This window comes from Streptomyces sp. NPDC001668 (assembly GCF_042893155.1).
Lineage (GTDB): Bacteria > Actinomycetota > Actinomycetes > Streptomycetales > Streptomycetaceae > Streptomyces.
In genome coordinates this window covers 413,860-431,438 of sequence record NZ_JBIAUQ010000001.1, presented here as the reverse complement: position 1 = coordinate 431,438, position 17,579 = coordinate 413,860, and the positions used below count along the sequence as shown (strand labels likewise).

General features: G+C 71.3%; 14 protein-coding genes. 13 read left to right on the top strand and 1 reads right to left on the bottom strand.

The annotated features are described in order from the left end of the window. Nucleotides 1-162: 162 nt before the first annotated feature. The 8 genes from ACFYZ8_RS01975 (at nucleotide 163) to ACFYZ8_RS01940 (ending at nucleotide 8,969) form a co-directional block, all read left to right on the top strand. Nucleotides 163-1,266, top strand: coding sequence for a mechanosensitive ion channel family protein (locus ACFYZ8_RS01975; protein WP_359031800.1), 1,104 nt, complete (start codon nucleotides 163-165; stop codon nucleotides 1,264-1,266). A gap of 60 nt (nucleotides 1,267-1,326) precedes the next feature. Next, nucleotides 1,327-2,112, top strand: coding sequence for a hypothetical protein (locus tag ACFYZ8_RS01970; protein ID WP_388536618.1), 786 nt, complete (start codon nucleotides 1,327-1,329; stop codon nucleotides 2,110-2,112). 182 nt (nucleotides 2,113-2,294) lie between these two features. Further along, nucleotides 2,295-3,488, top strand: coding sequence for an ROK family transcriptional regulator (locus ACFYZ8_RS01965; RefSeq protein ID WP_359031802.1), 1,194 nt, complete (start codon nucleotides 2,295-2,297; stop codon nucleotides 3,486-3,488). Between the two features lie 54 nt (nucleotides 3,489-3,542). After that, on the top strand, nucleotides 3,543-4,898 hold the full coding sequence (locus ACFYZ8_RS01960) for an ABC transporter substrate-binding protein (RefSeq protein ID WP_388536616.1): 1,356 nt from the start codon (nucleotides 3,543-3,545) through the stop codon (nucleotides 4,896-4,898). Further along, nucleotides 4,898-5,839 carry a carbohydrate ABC transporter permease gene (locus ACFYZ8_RS01955; protein WP_388536614.1) on the top strand — a complete coding sequence of 314 codons (942 nt, stop codon included), beginning with the start codon at nucleotides 4,898-4,900 and terminating at the stop codon, nucleotides 5,837-5,839. Before ACFYZ8_RS01960 ends, ACFYZ8_RS01955 begins: the two co-directional genes overlap by 1 nt. Nucleotides 5,840-5,841: 2 nt before the next feature. Continuing rightward, nucleotides 5,842-6,735: a carbohydrate ABC transporter permease gene (locus tag ACFYZ8_RS01950; RefSeq protein ID WP_388536612.1), complete on the top strand. Its 894-nt coding sequence runs from the start codon at nucleotides 5,842-5,844 to the stop codon at nucleotides 6,733-6,735. Nucleotides 6,736-6,741: 6 nt separating this feature from the next. Beyond that, on the top strand, nucleotides 6,742-8,007 hold the full coding sequence (locus ACFYZ8_RS01945; protein ID WP_388536610.1) for a 6-phospho-beta-glucosidase: 1,266 nt from the start codon (nucleotides 6,742-6,744) through the stop codon (nucleotides 8,005-8,007). After that, a complete protein-coding gene (locus ACFYZ8_RS01940) occupies nucleotides 7,998-8,969 on the top strand; it encodes an N-acetylglucosamine kinase (protein WP_388536608.1) in 972 nt (323 codons plus the stop codon). The genes ACFYZ8_RS01945 and ACFYZ8_RS01940 overlap by 10 nt, the downstream gene beginning before the upstream one ends. Here ACFYZ8_RS01940 and ACFYZ8_RS01935 read toward each other — a convergent pair. Then, nucleotides 8,957-9,529 carry a hypothetical protein gene (locus ACFYZ8_RS01935; RefSeq protein WP_388536854.1) on the bottom strand — a complete coding sequence of 191 codons (573 nt, stop codon included), beginning with the start codon at nucleotides 9,527-9,529 and terminating at the stop codon, nucleotides 8,957-8,959. The two genes, ACFYZ8_RS01940 and ACFYZ8_RS01935, sit on opposite strands and share 13 nt — an antisense overlap. Before the next feature lie 277 nt (nucleotides 9,530-9,806). Here ACFYZ8_RS01935 and ACFYZ8_RS01930 point away from each other — a divergent pair, with 277 nt between their 5' ends. From ACFYZ8_RS01930 to ACFYZ8_RS01910, 5 genes are all read left to right on the top strand, one after another. After that, the gene (locus ACFYZ8_RS01930) at nucleotides 9,807-11,225 is read left to right on the top strand and encodes a hypothetical protein (RefSeq protein ID WP_359031808.1); all 1,419 of its coding nucleotides are present in this window, start codon (nucleotides 9,807-9,809) and stop codon (nucleotides 11,223-11,225) included. A gap of 14 nt (nucleotides 11,226-11,239) precedes the next feature. Continuing rightward, a complete protein-coding gene (locus tag ACFYZ8_RS01925; RefSeq protein ID WP_388536606.1) occupies nucleotides 11,240-12,307 on the top strand; it encodes a glutamate ABC transporter substrate-binding protein in 1,068 nt (355 codons plus the stop codon). Between the two features lie 86 nt (nucleotides 12,308-12,393). Continuing rightward, nucleotides 12,394-13,725, top strand: coding sequence for a hypothetical protein (locus tag ACFYZ8_RS01920; protein ID WP_388536605.1), 1,332 nt, complete (start codon nucleotides 12,394-12,396; stop codon nucleotides 13,723-13,725). Then, nucleotides 13,722-16,226, top strand: coding sequence for a tetratricopeptide repeat protein (locus ACFYZ8_RS01915; RefSeq protein WP_388536603.1), 2,505 nt, complete (start codon nucleotides 13,722-13,724; stop codon nucleotides 16,224-16,226). The genes ACFYZ8_RS01920 and ACFYZ8_RS01915 overlap by 4 nt, the downstream gene beginning before the upstream one ends. After that, nucleotides 16,227-17,546 (top strand): PP2C family serine/threonine-protein phosphatase, encoded by a 1,320-nt coding sequence (locus tag ACFYZ8_RS01910; RefSeq protein ID WP_388536602.1) that lies wholly within the window; start codon nucleotides 16,227-16,229, stop codon nucleotides 17,544-17,546. It abuts the gene before it with no gap. The last annotated feature ends 33 nt before the right edge of the window (nucleotides 17,547-17,579 follow it).

The window sequence follows — 17,579 nt, the reverse complement described above, 5'->3', positions numbered from 1 at the left end:
CCACACCTTTCTTCATCCCCAGGTGAGAGCCGTCTCTCCCCCGAACATTGCAACGATCCACACACGATGCACCGTTAGTGTGGTGAGCCTGCTTTACCGGTGACCTTTTCGTGACCTTGACCGCCATGCCGGAGGCAGACGCAGCACCTGGAGGTACCTGCCGTGTCCTTGTCCGCCGTCCTACTGGCCGCGAGTCCGTCGCCGTCGCCGTCCCCCTCGGACACCTTGACGCCGACCGTGCCGAGTCTCCAGGACGCCCAGGAGAGCGCGACCAACGCCGCGAGCTGGGTCGAGCAGAACTGGTCGACATGGCTGGCGATCGGCCTGCGGGTCCTGCTGATCCTGGTGGTCGCCGGCGTGCTGAGAATGGTGGTGCGGCGGGCCATCACCAAGCTGATCGACCGGATGAACCGCACCGCGCAGGCGGTGGACGGCACCTCGATCGGCGGCCTGCTCGTCAACAACGAGCGCCGGCACCAGCGCTCCCAGGCGATCGGCTCGGTGCTGCGCTCGGTGGCCAGCTTCGCCATCCTGGGCACCGCGGCCCTGATGATCCTCGGCGCCTTCGAGATCAACCTGGCCCCGCTGCTGGCGTCGGCCGGTGTCGCGGGTGTGGCGATCGGCTTCGGCGCCCGCAACCTGGTCACGGACTTCCTCTCCGGTGTCTTCATGATCCTGGAGGACCAGTACGGCGTCGGCGACACCATCGACGCGGGCGTGGCCTCCGGCGAGGTCATCGAGGTCGGCCTGCGGGTGACCAAGCTGCGCGGCGACAACGGCGAGATCTGGTACGTCCGCAACGGCGAGGTCAAGCGCATCGGCAACCTCTCCCAGGGCTGGGCGACGGCCGGCGTGGACGTGACCGTGCGGGCCTCTGAGGACCTCGACAAGGTCAAGCGGGTGCTGGCCGAGGTCGCCGAGAAGATGAGCAAGGAGGAGCCCTGGAACGAGCTCCTGTGGAGCCCGATCGAGGTCCTCGGTCTGGACAGCGTCCTGCTGGACTCCATGGTGGTGCGGGTCTCCGCCAAGACGATGCCCGGCAAGTCCCTCACGGTCGAGCGTGAGCTGCGCTGGCGCATCAAGCGCGCCTTCGACGCGGCGGACATCCGCATCGTGGGCGGCGCGACGGTCGCCCCCGAGGAGGAGGCCGCCGACCCGACCGCGGCGGTCGCGGCCCCGTCGGTCTATTCCAACTCGGAGTCCCCCCAGTCGGCGGCGGCCTCCCCGCTGGTGTCGGCACCGGTTCAGCGTCCGGCGCCGAAGTAGCCCGGACTCTCACCGTCTTTCGGCATCGCCGCGTCCGGTGTCCTGGCCCTGTCCGCCGCGGTGGCGCCCGCCGCCTCGGCGGCCACCACCCCCGACCTGGTCTTCTCCAACGTCACCGTGGACAACGGGAAGGCGATCGTCGCCGGGACCACCGGCACCCTGAGGGTGCCGGTCACGTACACACCGACCCGGCCGTCCGGCCTGACGATCGACTACAAGAAGACGTTCGCGGGCGTCATCCTCTACCGCGGCACACTCAAGTCGGTCCAGAACACGATCGAGCCGGACCCCACCGCACCCAAGTGCGTCACCACCACGACCACGGACACCACCGTGACCCAGTCCTGCACGGAGACGCTCTTCGCCGACCCCTCGGACTCCCTGTTCGAGGCCGCGGACGCCACGACCTGGAAGGCGGCCGGCTCCTACAGCGAGATCGACACGGACCTCGACGACTCCGACGGTCACGTCAGCCTCGACTACCACTCCGACCAGTGGGGCCCGTTCGGCAGCGGCGTCCAGATCAAGCGCGCGGCGAAGCTGACCGCCGACGCGTCACCCGAGCCGGTACGCAAGGGCCGGACCATCACGGTCACCGGGAAGCTGACGCGCGCCGACTGGGCGACCGGGACGTACTCGGGTTACGCCTCCCAGAAGGCCACCCTCCAGTTCCGGGCCAAGAACTCCACCGGCTACACCACCGTCAAGACGGTGACCTCCGGGACCGGCGGTGCGCTGAGGACAACGACGACGGCCACCAAGGACGGCTACTACCGCTACGTCTTCGCGGGCACGGCGACCACCGGCGCGGCGACGGCCGGCGGCGACTACGTCGACGTCCGGTAACCACCCCCTTTCCCTTCTCGAACCGCCCCCGCAGGTAACGACTCCGTTTCCTGCGGGGGCGGTTTGCCGTTCCCCTCTTGACGGACAGGTGGTCCAGACCTAAGTTCCGTGCATCCGATAGGAAACTTTCCTAACAGTCGCCGGACAGTAAAGTCGTCCGGCAGTCACGGAGAGGGGCACCCATGGCAGGCACACCACGCACACTCCGCGCCATGAACGACCGTGCCGCGCTCGACCTCCTGCTGGAGCACGGACCCCTCTCCCGGACGCGGATCGGCAAGCTCACCGGCCTCTCCAAGCCGACCGCGTCCCAGCTCCTCGCCCGCCTGGAGGCCTCCGGGCTCGTCCTCGCCACCGGTACCACCGAGGGCAGGCCGGGCCCCAACGCCCAGCTCTACGAGGTCGACCCGAGCGCCGCGTACGCCGCCGGGCTCGACGTCACCCCCGAGCGCGTCCTCGCCGCCGTAGCCGACATCACCGGCCGCACGGTGGGCTCCTACGAACTGCCCACCCCGGGACGCAGGCCCGCCCAGCCCGTCGTACGGCAGGTCACCGACGCCCTCGACGGTGCGGTCAAGGCGGCGGGACTCGCCCGTGGCGACGTCCACCGGCTCGTCATCGGCACCCCGGGCGCCTTCGACCCGGGCACGGGCCGCCTGCGCTACGCCTCCCACCTCCCCGGCTGGCACAGCCCGACCCTCCTCGACGAACTCGCCGCCGCGCTGCCGATGCCGGTCGAGTACGAGAACGACGTCAACCTCGTCGCCGTCGCCGAACAACGGCTCGGGGCGGCCCGCGGCCACGAGGACTTCGTGCTGCTGTGGAACGAGGGCGGCCTCGGTGCCGCCCTGGTCCTCGGCGGACGGCTGCACCGCGGCTGGACCGGGGGCGCGGGAGAGGTGGGTTTCCTGCCGGTTCCCGGAGCGCCTCTGGTACGGCAGGTGACCAAAGCCAACAGTGGCGGCTATCAGGAGCTCGCAGGCTCCCAGGCCATCCCGGACCTCGCCCGTGAGCTCGGTATGACGGACATCCCCTCGGGACCGTACGCCGAGGTCGCCGCCGCCCTCGTCGAACGGGCCGCCACCGAGGACACCGTCCTCGGCCGACTGCTCCTGGAGACCTACGCCACCCGTCTGGCCACCGGTCTCGCCTCCCTCGTCTCCGTCCTCGACCCCGAACTCGTCGTCCTCAGCGGCGCCTCGCTCACCGCCGGCGGCGACACCCTGCGCGCCCTCGTCCAGGCCGAGCTGGAGGAACTGGCAGCCTCCCGGCCCCGGCTGGTCGTCGGCGACGTCCGTGAACACCCCGTGCTGCGCGGCGCCCTGGAGAGCGCGCTCGCGGCCACCCGCGACGAGGTCTTCGACACCTCGCGCTGACCCCCGTACTCCCCCACACCCTCATCTCACCGCCCGTCCCTGGGAGACCCCGTCATGCGCACAGTCACCTCCTCCGCCATACCCTCAGTCGCCCGAAAAGCGGCTTTTGCCCTGACCGTGTCCGCGGTGCTCGTCACCACGGCCTGTACCGGCCAGTCCCCCTCCGGCGCCGACGACGACGCCTCCAAGGAGACGACCATCAACTTCTGGCACGCCTGGAGCGCGGACTCCGAGGTGGCCGGAGTCAAGGCGCTGGTCGCCGGCTTCGAGAAGGCGCATCCCAACATCCACGTCAACGTCGTCGGCAACATGACCGACGACAAGATCAACCAGGCGCTGCGCACGGGCGGCGACAAGGCTCCGGACGTGATCTCGTCGTTCACCACGAACAACGTGGGCAAGTTCTGCTCCTCGGGCGCGCTGGTCGATCTGAACCCCTTCTTCAAGAAGGCGGGCGTCGACCCGGACAAGACGTTCCCGGCCGCGATGAACCAGTACACGCAGTTCGACGGCGACCGCTGTGCCGCGCCGCTGCTGGGTGACGCGTACGGGCTCTACTACAACAAGACGGCGTTCGAGAAGGCCGGTATCAGCGCCCCGCCCAAGACGTGGTCCGAGTTCGAGGCGGACGCCAAGAAGCTGACGATCGCCCAGGGCGACTCGTACAAGCAGCTCGGCTTCATGCCGAACTACCACGGCTGGGAGACCACGACCGAGCACTACATGGGCCAGTTCTCGCCCACCTACTTCGACAAGGCGGGCAAGTCCACGGTCGCCACCGACCCGGCCGTCTCCTCCGCCTTCACCCTCCAGAAGAAGCTCGTCGACGAACTCGGCGGCTACCAGAAGCTGGAGAAGTACCGTGCGGGCCTCGGCGACGAGTGGGGTCCCAAGCACCCCTTCCAGACCGGCCAGGTCGCCATGCAGCTCGACGGTGAGTGGCGGCTCGGCATGGCCGTGGACGCCAAGCCCGCCTTCGACATCGGCGTCGCCCCGCTGCCCGTCCCCGACGACCAGGCGGACCAGTACGGCAAGGGCTACATCACCGGCACCATCGCCGGCATCGCGGCCAACAGCACCAAGCAGAACGCGGCCTGGGAGTTCCTGAAGTACATCACCACGGACACGGACGCGGTGGTCGGCTTCTCCAACGCCATCCACAACGTGCCCTCGACGCTCGCGGCCCTGAAGTCCCCGAAGCTGAAGTACGACCCGCGCTTCAAGACCTTCCTCGACATCGCCGCGAACCCGAACTCGACGACCGCACCGTCCTCGATCAACGGCGGTGTCTACCTCACCACCATCCAGGACCTCGGCTACGCCTACGAGAGCGGCAAGGTCACCGACCTGAAGAAGGGCCTCGCCGACGCGGCCAAGCAGATCGACACGGACATCGCGCAGGCGAAGTAATGGCCACGATCACTCTGGCGTCGAAGCGCCGCCGGTCGGCGCTTCGGACCCTCGCCTTCATGTCGCCCTGGTTGATCGGCTTCACGGTCTTCTTCGCCTACCCGCTGCTCTCGACGGTCTACTTCTCGTTCATGCACTACGACGGCTTCAAGCCGCCGACCTGGAGCGGGACGAAGAACTGGACCTACGTCTTCAAGGACTACCCCTTCTTCTGGCCCGCCCTGCGCAACACCCTGTGGCTGGTCGTGGTGATGGTCTCCCTCCGGGTCGTCTTCGGTCTCGGGATCGGCCTGCTCATCACGAAGATCAAGACAGGTACGGGTGTCTTCCGGACGCTCTTCTACCTGCCGTACCTGGCCCCGCCGGTGGCCGCCACGATGGCCTTCGCCTTCCTGCTCAACCCCGGTACCGGACCGGTCAACTCGATCCTGGAGAAGGTCGGCATCCCGGCCCCCGGCTGGTTCAACGACCCCACCTGGTCGAAGCCGGCGCTCACCCTGCTCGCCCTGTGGGGCATCGGCGACCTGATGGTCATCTTCATGGCCGCGCTGCTCGACGTGCCGACGGAGCAGTACGAGGCGGCGGAGCTGGACGGGGCGTCGGCGTGGCAGCGGTTCCGGTATGTCACCCTTCCCAACATCTCGCCGATCGTGATGTTCGCGGTCGTCACCGGCGTGATCCAGACCATGCAGTACTACACACAGCCGCTGATCGCCGGGAAGGTCGCCTCGGGAGTGATCCAGGGCGCGGGCACGCAGTTCGAGCCCGGCTACCCGGACAAGTCCACGCTGACCCTCCCCCAGCTCGTCTACAACCTCGGCTTCCAGCGCTTCGACTACGGCTCCGCGTGTGTCGTCGCCCTCGTCCTCTTCGCCCTTTCGATGGTGTTCACCGCGTTCCTGATGCGGCGCCGGGGCGGTCTCATCCAGGCAGGTGACTGACCATGACCCAAGTACTGGAACGGCCGGTGGAGTTGAAGACCCCGGCCTCGCCCGCCGAACGCACCGCCCGGCGCAGGGCCCTGCTGGAGTGGGTGGCGATCCACTCCCTCGGCATCGCCGCCGCGCTCTTCTTCACGCTGCCCTTCGTGTTCGTCTTCCTGACCTCGCTGATGAGCGACACCCAGGCCCTCAGCCGCGATCTGATCCCGCACACCTGGGAGTGGGGCAACTACGGGCGGGTCTTCGACACCCCGGGCTTTCTGACCTGGTGGCGCAACACGCTGGTCTACGCGGGACTGGGAACAGTCCTTACGGTCGTCTCGTCGATCCCGGTGGCGTACGCGCTCGCCAAGTTCCGCTTCCGGGGCCGCAATCTCTCCCTGATGCTGGTGATCTCGATGATGATGCTGCCGCCCCAGGTGGTCATCATCCCGATGTACCTGTTCTGGGCGAAGCAGCTCGGCCTGTCGGGCACGCTGTGGCCGCTGATCATCCCGATGGCGTTCGGGGACGCGTTCTCGATCTTCCTGCTCAGGCAGTTCCTGATGACGATCCCGAACGAGTACGTGGACGCGGCGAAGGTCGACGGCTGCGGCGACTTCCGCACCCTGCTGAAGGTCGTCATCCCCATGGCCAGGCCCGGGATCGCCGCGGTGGCCCTCTTCCAGTTCTTCTACGCCTGGAACGACTACTTCGGCCCGCAGATCTACGCCTCGGAGAACCAGAACGCCTGGACGCTCAGTTACGGCCTGGAGTCCTTCAAGGGCATGCACCACACCGACTGGAACCTCACCATGGCCGCGACCGTGCTGGTCATGGCCCCCGTGATCCTCGTGTTCTTCTTCGCGCAGAAGGCGTTCGTCGAGGGCGTCACGCTGACCGGAGTGAAGGGTTAACCACGTATGAAACTCACCGTGGTCGGCGGAGGCTCGACCTACACCCCCGAACTCATCGACGGCTTCGCCCGCCTGCGCGACACCCTGCCTGTCGAGGAGCTCGTCCTCGTCGACCCGGCCGCGGACCGCCTGGAGCTGGTCGGCGGGCTCGCCCGGCGCATCTTCGCCAAGCAGGGCCATGACGGCCGTATCGTCACCACGTCCGATCTGGACGCGGGCGTGGACGGCGCCGACGCCGTGCTGCTGCAACTGCGCGTCGGCGGCCAGGCGGCCCGTCAGCAGGACGAGACCTGGCCGCTGGAGTGCGGCTGCGTCGGACAGGAGACGACCGGCGCGGGCGGCCTCGCCAAGGCGCTGCGCACGGTCCCGGTGGTCCTCGACATCGCCGAACGGGTCCGCCGGACCAACCCGGACGCCTGGATCATCGACTTCACCAACCCCGTCGGGATCGTCACCCGCGCGCTGCTCCAGGCCGGGCACAAGGCGGTCGGGCTGTGCAACGTGGCGATCGGCTTCCAGCGGAAGTTCGCCGGGCTGCTCGGCGTCGCCCCCGCCGACCTCCACCTCGACCACGTGGGCCTGAACCACCTCACCTGGGAGACCGGGGTACGGCTCGGCGGCCCCGAGGGCGAGGACGTGCTGCCCAAGCTGCTCACCGGGCACGGCGAGGCGATCGCCGCCGATCTGCATCTGCCGCGCCCGCTCCTCGACCGGCTCGGCGTGGTCCCGTCGTACTACCTGCGCTACTTCTACGCGCACGACGAGGTCGTGCGGGAACTCGGCACCAAGCCGTCCCGGGCCGCCGAAGTGGCGGCCATGGAACGGGAGTTGCTCCAGATGTACGGCGATCCGGCCCTGGACGAGAAGCCGGAGCTGCTCGCCAGGCGCGGCGGCGCCTACTACTCGGAGGCCGCGGTGGATCTCGCCGCCGGCCTGCTCGGCGGGGGCGGCAGCCCCTACCAGGTGGTCAACACCCTCAACCGGGGAACGCTGCCCTTCCTGCCCGGCGACGCGGTGATCGAGGTACCGGCGGCGGTGGGCCCCAAGGGGCCGACCCCGCTGTCGGTACCTGCCGTCGACCCGCTGTTCGCGGGCCTGATGGCCCACGTGACGGCGTACGAGGACCTGGCGCTGGCGGCCGCCCTGCACGGCGGCCGGGACCGGGTCTTCAAGGCGCTGCTCGCCCACCCCCTCGTCGGCCAGTACGCGTACGCCGAGGGCCTCACCGACCGACTGATCGCACACAACCGGGAGCATCTCGCGTGGGCCTGACCGCATGCGTCCTCGCCGTCGACGCGGGCAACAGCAAGACCGACGTCGCGGTCGTGGCGGCCGACGGAAACGTCCTCGCCACGGCCCGCGGCGGCGGGTTCCGGCCGCCGGTCGTCGGCGTCGAGGCGGCGGTGGACACCGTCGCCGAGGCGGTCGGGCGGGCCTTCGCCGCGGCCGGGGTGAGCTCGGTGGAGCACGTCTCGGCCTGCCTCGCCAACGCCGACTTCCCGGTGGAGGAGGAGCAGTTGGCGGCGGCCTTGCGCACGCGCGCGTGGGGCCGGGACGTGGAGGTCCGCAACGACACCTTCGCCATCCTGCGGGCCGGGGTCACCGAACCGCGCGGGGTGGCCGTGGTGTGCGGTGCGGGCATCAACTGCGTCGGCATGCGCCCCGACGGCCGTACCGCCCGCTTCCCCGCGCTCGGCCGGATCTCCGGCGACTGGGGCGGCGGCTGGGGACTCGCGGAGGAGGCACTGTGGCACGCCGCCCGCGCGGAGGACGGGCGGGGCGCCGACACCGACCTCGCGCGCGTGCTCCCACGGCACTTCGGGCTGCCCTCGATGTACGCCCTCATCGAGGCCCTGCACCTGGAGGCCATCGCCCCCGCCCGCCGCCACGAGCTGACCCCGGTGCTCTTCGCCACGGCCGCCGCCGGGGACCCCGTGGCCCGCTCGCTCGTCGACCGCCTGGCCGACGAGGTGGTGTCCATGGCGACGGTGGCCCTGACCCGTCTCGACCTGCTCGACGAGGAGACCCCGGTCCTGCTCGGCGGCAGCGTCCTGGCCGCCCGCCACCCCCAACTGGACGACGGCGTACGGGAACTCCTCGCGGCCCGCGCCCCGAAGGCCGTACCGCAGGTGGTGACGGCGAGCCCGGTCCTGGGCGCCGCGCTGCTCGGCCTGGACCGGGCGGGGGCCTCCCCCGAGGTACAGGCGCGCGTGCGGGCGCACTACGAGAGCTGAGCGAGCACCGCGTCGGCCACGTCGGAGACGGACCCGCCGTGTCCCACGTCGACGCGGGGCAGTCCCAGCCGGTCGACCGCCTCCACCATGAGTTCCTGGTAACGCACGCTCCTGGCCAGGAACTTGTCCATCAGCAGCCGCTCCCCCTCCGACGCCCCGTCGTACCGCCCGCCCGCACGGATCCGGGCGCGTACGACGTCCTCGCCCGCGGTGAGCCATACGGCGGCCGTGTGCGGGACGTCCAGCGTGGCGACCCGGTCCGGCCAGAGCGCGGAGCCCTCCAGGACCAGGCCCGGCCCGGTGGTGGCGTGCTCGCCGACCAGTTCCGCGATGCGGGGCCAGAGCCGCTCGTAGTGGGCGAGGACCGAGTCGATCAACTCGTCGACGGTGAGCGTCGCGTAGTGCTCGGCGACATGCGGCGGCACCTCCCGCTCCGGCGTGCGCCAGGGGCGCCCCGGGTGTCTCGCCAGCAGGTCGGTCGTCCGGTGCTCGAAGCCGAGACGTTCGGCCACCGCCCCGGCGACCGTGGACTTCCCGGTATTCGACGTTCCGCCGATCATCACCACTCGCACCCCGCGCACGACGGCGACCCTACGCGCCCCCCGGGGGGAACCGAACCGATTCCCGGGGCGTATTCATGGGCAAGGGGTGGTGCGGGGGGCGCGGCCGGCTCGTCGGCAGACGATCCGACGCGATCCGATCAAGATCCCGCCAAGGCCGGTGCGGATGTCGGTCCCGGCAGCGATACTTGCGGCGACGGATGACCATGGGGGAGGTCAAACAGTGACACACCCGCCGAAGAGCAGCGCGGCTCCACCGGGTTCCGGGGTGCCCACGATGCCGGCCGTGCCACCGCAGCCGGGCCCCCCCGTCCCGGCCCCGCAGGCCCCTCCGCCGCCTGTCTCCGTGCCCGGCCCGGCGCCCGCCCGTCGTACGGCCTTCGCCGAGGGTTTCGACCAGCTGCGCGCGGCCGCCACCACCGAGCCCGGCCGGCTGCGCATCATCGGCGCGGCGCTCGCCCTGCTCGTCGTCCTCTTCGGCGCGGTGACCGCCTGGCAGACCGGGGAACGGGCCGCCGCCGCGGACGACGTGCTCAACAAGAGCCAGCCGCTCAGCAGCGCCGCCGCCGACATCTACCTGTACCTGGCCGACGCCAACACCACCGCCTCCAGCAGCTTCCTCGCCGGCGGCCAGGAGTCGGCCGGCTCCCGCAAGCGGTACGAGGACGACATCGACCGGGCCGCGGCCGGTCTGGTCAGGGCCGCCTCGAACTCCGACCCCGACTCCCCGGCCGCGAAGACCGTGGCGGAGCTCAACACCCTGCTGCCGGAGTACAAGGGCCTGGTGGAGCAGGCCCGTACCTACAACCGCCAGGGCTTCCCGGTCGGCGGAGCCTATCTGCGCTACGCCAACGAGAAGATGCAGGAGCGGATGCTCCCGAAGGCGCAGAACCTCTACACCAGCGAGAACCAGCGGCTGCGCGCCGACTACGCCGACGCCACGCCCTACCCGTGGGCCGCGATCGGCCTGGGCGTCCTGGCGCTCGCCGGACTCGCCTGGGCCCAGCACCGCACCTACCGGCGCACCAACCGGGTCCTCAACCACGGCCTGGTCGCGGCCACCGCGACGGCCACGGTGGTGCTGCTGTGGCTGGTCGTCGGGCACAGCTTCGCGCGCGCGGGCCTGAACGCCTCCTACGACCACGGGGTGCGCTCGCTCAACGTGCTGCACGACGCCCGCATCGCCTCCCTGAAGGCGCGCGGCAACGAGAACCTCACGCTGGTGGCCCGCGGCGCGGAGACGGTCGTCGTGAAGGACGCCCGGGGCGAGGACGTCACCTACGACGCCTACGACTACGCCTTCGACCGGGACATGGACACCCTGGGCAAGGGCCTCGCCGAGGCGTCGAGGCTCGCCGACGACACGACCGGCAGGAAGCCGGTCATCGCGGCCGAGGGCAACATGACGGTGTGGAAGCAACGCCACAAGGCGGCCCGCGAGCAGGACGACGACGGCAACTACAAAGAGGCGCTGGCCCGGGTCATAGGCGACAAGGACGCGACGCGCGAGTGCTTCGACAGCGTCGACGCCAACCTCGACCACGCGCTGGACCACGAGGAGAAGGAATTCGCGCGGTCGGCCGGTGACGGTCTGGACGCGATGACCGGCCTGTCCGCGGGAGCCGCCGTCCTGGCGGTGCTGGGCGCCGCCGGCGCGGTCCTCGGCATCGGGCGCAGGCTGTCGGAGTACCGGTGAGAGGGGGCGTGACGATGCGGACGCGTGGACAGGTGCGGACCGGTCTCAAGGGCTGGGGCGGTGTCGGGGCGATGGCGGCCGTCTGCGCCCTGGTGCTCGCCTTCGCCCTGCTGCTGCCGTCGGCCCGGTCGCACGGCGACGGGGGCACCGGCACCGGTGGCCCGGGGGTGACCCGCGCCGAGCAGGCGGCGGCCGCCAAGGCGTGCGACGACCCCGCGAAGAAAGCGCACCCCGAATACCAGACCCTGCTCCCGTCGGGCGACGACGGCCCGACCATAGAGAAGATCAAGGCCCGCAAGGGCGCGAAGCGCAAGCTGTGGGTCGGCGTCGACCAGAACAGCTACCGCTGGGGCTACCGCAACCCCAACGGCGGGCCCGGCGCCGACCTCAAGGGCTTCGACATCGACCTGGTGCACCGGATCGCGCAGGACATCCTCGGCGACCCGAACGCCGTGCAGTTCAAGGCGATCCCGACCAACCAGCGCATCCCGGCGATACAGAAGGGCTACGTCGACATGGTCGTCCGTACCATGACGATCACCTGCAAGCGCCTGGACGACGTGGCGTTCTCCGCGCCGTACTTCAAGACGGGCCAGCAGGTCCTCGCCCCCAAGTCCTCGGACATCACGGGCTACAACGGCACCCTGGCGAAGAAGCGGATCTGCACCGCGAAGGGTTCGACCGCCCTCTCCCAGCTGGAAGAGGACAAGGAGTCCGGCAAGCTCGTCGCCTCCGCGGACATCACGCCCACCGTCCCCAACCAGCTCGACTGCCTCGTCAGGCTCCAGCTCGGTGAGGTGGACGCCGTGGTCACCGACGGCGCCCTGGGCGCCAGCCAGGCCGCCCAGGACCCCACGGTCTCCTTGAAGGGCACCGCCCCCTTCACGACCGAGTACTACGGCGTGGCGATGAAGAAGGACGCCGACGACCTGGTGAGCAGGGTCAACCAGATCCTGGTGGACTACCGCAAGGACACCACCGACGGCTGGCAGGCCTCGTACGACAGGTGGCTGTCGGCCACACTGGCCGCGGACTCGGCGAAGTCGGAGCCGCCGCCACCGAAGTACCTGCGCAAGAGCTGACGGGCCGTCAAAGACCGACAGCCCCCAACAACCCCCCAAGAACCCACAGCAACCCACAGCAACCCTTCAGCAGCGAGAGGTGATCGATGGGCGTCACGGGACCCCCCGGGCCGGTGATGGACCGGGACGAGGTGGACCGTGCGCTGGCGCGGCTCGGCGCGGAGCACGAGGCGATCGAGACCTCGCTCCTCGCCCTGCAGGACCACGCGGGCCGCAGGCTCCTCGAAGGCGCCGACCTCACCGGGATCACCAAGGAGCGCTGGGAGTCCGCCGACGCCTCGATCACCCTGCTGTGGGCGTACTTCGACGCGTACTCGGACGCGCTGCGCTCCGCCCGCGAGATCCGCTCCCGGCGCCGCTGGTCCAGCCGCGAGGACCTGGTGGAGCTGACCGAGCTGCTGCGCGGCGAGTCGGTCACGGTCGCGGGCTCGGCGACCGTGACGGCCAACGCGCCCACCCTGCACGGCAATTCGGGCAAGCTCAGCGAACGGTTCTCCCTGGTGACGCTCGTGGAGCGGATGAACGAGCTGTACGCGACGAGCCTGGACATGGTCGTCGCCGCCGACGCGGTGTGGTCGGCGCTGCCCGCGCGGATAGACCTGCTGGCCGCCGAACTCCAGCGCACCCGGCAGCTCGCGCACTCCGTCGGCGTACGCCCCGGGGAGCACCCGGCCGGCGACGACCTGGAGCGCATCACCCGCACCCTCACCTCGCTGCGCGAGCGGGTCATCTCCGACCCGCTCGCCTTCTGGCAGCGCGCACAGGGCAGTTCGGCGCCCGGCGGCGGAAGGCCGGACACCACGGCGTACGACCGTGAGGCGCGCGCCCTGGAGGACGTGCGCCGGGAGATCGACGCGGTGCTCACCGTCCGGCAGGACGCGGAGGCACGGCTGGTCAGGCTGCGGGACGTGCTCTCCCGCGCGGACCGCACGCTCGCCGAGGCGAGGATCGCGCGCGGTGAGGTCCTCGCGAAGATCGCGGCCACGGAGGTGCCGGTCGTCAGCGGACCGCCGACCGCGCTCCAGGAGCAGCTGGCGACGGCCGCCGAGTACCGCAGACACGCCCAGTGGCACCGCCTGTCCCCGCTCCTGGAGTCCCTTGAGCAGAAGGCGGAGGACGAACTGCTGCGCGCCCGCGAGTCGTTGACGGCGGTCACGGCGCCGCTCGCGGTCCGCGCGGAGCTGCGCGGCCGGCTCGACGCGTACAAGGCGAAGGTCGCCCGGCACGGCCTGGCCGAGGACCCGTTCCTCATCGAGCGGTACGACGCGGCCCGGCGGATGCTGTGGAGCGCGCCCTGCGACCTCAGGGTCGCCGAACAGGCCGTACTGCGCTACCAGCACGCGGCCGCCGAACTGCTGGGCGCCCCGCGGGTGCCGCAGAGCGGTCCCGAGGACCGCAGGGGGGAGTCGTCGTCATGAGTCAGGAACAGCAGCCCTGCCAGCGGCCCGGCTGCGACGGCAGGTACGAGGACATGGGCGGCGGGGAGCTGTACTGCGACACCTGCGGTCTCGCGCCGGTCGTCGCGGGGTCCGGCCGGGCCGGGTCGGCCTCCAGCGGCACGGCCGCCGGCGAGGGCTCGCGGGGCAGCAGCGGTTCGCGCCCCACCGGCCGCGGTTCCTCGCGTATGTCCTCACACTCCTCGAAGTCACGCCGCTCGGTGTCGGGACGGCTGTCGCGGTCGGTCTCCGGGAGGTCCACGGGCCGTTCGGTGTCGGTGCGCAGCTCCGGCTCCTCCGCCGGTTCGACCGGCCGCGGCCGGCTCGGCGCGGGGCTCGTCGAGGTGCCCGGGGTGCCGCGGCCCGACCCGCGCGAGATGGTCCTGGAGAACCCCGAGGTGCCCGAGCGCAAGCGGTTCTGCTCGCGCTCCGACTGCGGGGCGCCGGTGGGGCGTTCACGGGGAGACCACAAGGGGCGCACGGAGGGCTTCTGCACCAAGTGCGGCCACCCGTACTCGTTCGTGCCGAAGCTGAAGTCCGGCGACATCGTGCACGGCCAGTACGAGGTCGCGGGCTGCCTCGCGCACGGCGGGCTCGGCTGGGTCTATCTCGCCGTGGACCGCGCGGTGTCCGACCGCTGGGTGGTCCTCAAGGGCCTGCTGGACACCGGCGACCAGGACGCGATGGCCGCCGCGATCTCCGAGCGGCGCTTCCTGGCGGAGATCGAGCACTCCAACATCGTGCGGATCTACAACTTCGTCGAACACCTCGACCAGCGCACCGGCTCGCTCGACGGCTACATCGTCATGGAGTACGTCGGCGGCAAGTCGCTCAAGGAGATCGCCAACGGCCGCCGTACGGCCGACGGCAAGCGGGACCCGCTGCCGGTGGAACAGGCCTGCGCCTACGGCATCGAGGCCCTGGAGGCGCTCGGCCACCTGCACAGCCGCAACCTGCTGTACTGCGACTTCAAGGTCGACAACGCCATCCAGACCGAGGACCAGCTCAAGCTGATCGACATGGGCGCGGTGCGCAGGATGGACGACGAGGAGTCGGCCATCTACGGCACGGTGGGCTACCAGGCCCCCGAGGTCGCCGACGTGGGCCCCTCGGTCGCCTCCGACCTGTACACGGTCGGCCGCACCCTGGCCGTGCTGACCTTCGACTTCCAGGGCTACACCAACGTCTTCGTCGACTCGCTGCCCGACCCCGACAACATCGAGGTCTTCCGCCGGTACGAGTCCTTCTACCGGCTGCTGGTCCGGGCGACCGACCCGGACCCGGCCCGCCGGTTCGCCTCCGCGCAGGAGATGTCGGAACAGCTGACGGGCGTCCTGCGCGAGGTCGTCTCCCTTCAGACGGGCCGAGCCAGGCCCTCCCTGTCGACCCTGTTCGGACCCGAAGTCCGGGTCACGGACACGGAGTTGTTCCCGAAGCTGGACGGGGAGGTGTCGCGGCTCGGGGCCCGGGCGGTGCCGGTACGCGGCAAGGCGGCCGCCGCTTCCGCGGGCACCTCGGTGGTCGGCGCCGGCCGGGCCATCGTCAAGGACGTCAACGCCCCCGTCGCCGCCCTCGCGCTCCCCGTCCCCCACGTCGACCCCGCCGACCCCAACGCCGGTTTCCTCGCCGGGCTCATGACCACCGCGCCCGCCGAGCTGCTCGGCGCCCTCGCGGCCGCGCCGGCCGCGTCGGCGGAGACCCGCCTCCGGCAGGTGCGGGCCTGGCTGGAGAACGGCGACGCGCACACCGCGGACGAGGCCCTGCGGCGCCTCGAGGACGAACGGCCCGACGACTGGCGGGTGGTCTGGTACCGGGGCGTGGCCGCCCTGGTGACCGGCGACCACGAGGCCGCCGCGCTCGCCTTCGACGCGATCTACGACGCCTTTCCGGGCGAGCCCGCCCCCAAGCTCGCCCTCGGCCTGTGCGCGGAGGTGCTCGGCCAGCTCGACAACGCCGCCGAGTACTACCGCCTGGTCTGGTCGACCGACCCGAGCTATGTGAGCGCCGCCTTCGGCCTCGCGCGCGTGCAACTCGCGACCGGGGACCGCCGTAGCGCGGTGAAGACGCTGGAGTCGGTGCCGGAGTCCTCGATCCACTACACCGCGGCCCGCGTGGCCGCCGTCCGCGCGCGGCTGCGTGCACGCACCGCGACCGCGGGCGACGTACCCTTCCTGGACGACCTGACCGCCGCCGCCGGGCAGGTCGAGGCGCTGGACGCGTACGGACTGGACCCCGCGCGTCGCGAGCAGTTGTCGGCCGAGGTGCTGGGCGCGGCCCTGGACTGGATACTCTCCGGAGGCCAGGACTCCGTCGCCCCCGCCACCGGGGGACGGGCACTGCTCGGCAGCGGACTGGACGAACGCGGACTGCGCTTCGGCCTGGAGCGTTCGTACCGCACGCTGGCCCGGCTCGCGCGGGGCGGCGAGGAGAGGATCGACCTGGTGGAACGAGCCAACCGTTACCGCCCCCGGACGTGGGTGTAGTTGATGTCGCAGATGCCCCAGCAGACCGCCCTGTCGAGGTGTCCGAGCTGCGAGGAACCCCTCGAGTCGGGCGACCGTTTCTGCGGTGCGTGCGGATACGACCTGTCCGCCGTCCCGGCACGGCCCGACGACAGCCCGACCGTCGCCCTGAACGGCGCGCCCCCGGACGGCCCGTGGCCCCCGGCCCCGCACCCCCCGGCCGAACTCCATCTGCCGACCGACCTCCAGGCCACCGAGTCCGGTGATCACCCGCTGCCGCCCTCGGGCCCCGTCGTCGGATCACCGGTCTCCCCCGCCTCCGGGGTGCGTTTCGACCGGACGCCGGAGCCGGACGAGTACGTCCTGCAGGCACCCGACCCGCGGGTGGCCGCCGGACCGCCCACCCCGCCCGAGGGGACCGCACCGCCGTCGGTCTGCGTGGCCTGCCGCGCGGGCCGGGTCGACGACGACGGCTACTGCGAGAACTGCGGGCACGCCCAGCCGCGCGAGCGCGACCACATGGAGCAGGAGGCCGGCCCGATCGCCGCGGTCAGCGACCGCGGCCTGCGCCACCACCGCAACGAGGACGCCTTCAGCCTCGGCACCAGCGTGCTGCCCGACGGGCAGCCCGCGACCTTCGCGGTCGTCTGCGACGGCGTGTCCTCCGCGACCCGTCCCGACGACGCCTCCCTGGCCGCGTCCCGGGCCGCGGCCGGCGCGCTGGCGGCCGCGCTGCCCCAGGGCACGCATCCCCAGCAGGCCATGCACGAGGCGATCGTCGCCGCCTCCCGCGCGGTCAACTCGCTCGCCGCGGAACCCGCCACGGCCCGCGAGCACCAGCCGCACCAGAACGCCCCCGCGTGCACCATCGTCGGCTCGGTCGTCACACAGAGCCTGCTGGTCGTCGGCTGGGTAGGCGACAGCCGCGTCTACTGGGTGCCCACGGACCGCAGTTCACCGCCGGCCCGGCTCACCGAGGACGACTCCTGGGCGGCGCAGATGGTCGCCGCGGGCCTGATGAACGAGGCCGAGGCGTACGCCGACGAGCGCGCCCACGCGATCACCGGCTGGCTCGGCGCGGACGCCTACGAACTCGACCCGCACACCGCTTCCTTCAAGCCGGACCGGCCCGGTGTCGTGGTGGTGTGCACCGACGGCCTGTGGAACTACGCGGAGGGGGCCGACGAGATGGCTCGTGCCGTGCCGCCCGACGCCGCCGCGCGTCCCCTGCACAGCGCCCGGGTTCTGGTCGGCCACGCCCTGGACGGCGGGGGCCACGACAACGTAACAGTGGCCGTCGTGCCGTTCCCGACCCCGCCGCAGGGGGCAGGATCGGCCTGAGGCCGTACGCACGGGGATGCCTCAGCGGGCCGG

Coding starts and splice junctions, on each gene's coding strand:
- ACFYZ8_RS01945 (WP_388536610.1), top strand. CDS start 6,742: ATGAAACTCACCGTGGTCGGCGGAGGCTCGACCTACACCCCCGAACTC.
- ACFYZ8_RS01935 (WP_388536854.1), bottom strand. CDS start 9,529: ATGATCGGCGGAACGTCGAATACCGGGAAGTCCACGGTCGCCGGGGCG.
- ACFYZ8_RS01930 (WP_359031808.1), top strand. CDS start 9,807: ATGCCGGCCGTGCCACCGCAGCCGGGCCCCCCCGTCCCGGCCCCGCAG.
- ACFYZ8_RS01965 (WP_359031802.1), top strand. CDS start 2,295: ATGGCAGGCACACCACGCACACTCCGCGCCATGAACGACCGTGCCGCG.
- ACFYZ8_RS01915 (WP_388536603.1), top strand. CDS start 13,722: ATGAGTCAGGAACAGCAGCCCTGCCAGCGGCCCGGCTGCGACGGCAGG.
- ACFYZ8_RS01920 (WP_388536605.1), top strand. CDS start 12,394: ATGGGCGTCACGGGACCCCCCGGGCCGGTGATGGACCGGGACGAGGTG.
- ACFYZ8_RS01955 (WP_388536614.1), top strand. CDS start 4,898: ATGGCCACGATCACTCTGGCGTCGAAGCGCCGCCGGTCGGCGCTTCGG.
- ACFYZ8_RS01960 (WP_388536616.1), top strand. CDS start 3,543: ATGCGCACAGTCACCTCCTCCGCCATACCCTCAGTCGCCCGAAAAGCG.
- ACFYZ8_RS01950 (WP_388536612.1), top strand. CDS start 5,842: ATGACCCAAGTACTGGAACGGCCGGTGGAGTTGAAGACCCCGGCCTCG.
- ACFYZ8_RS01925 (WP_388536606.1), top strand. CDS start 11,240: ATGCGGACGCGTGGACAGGTGCGGACCGGTCTCAAGGGCTGGGGCGGT.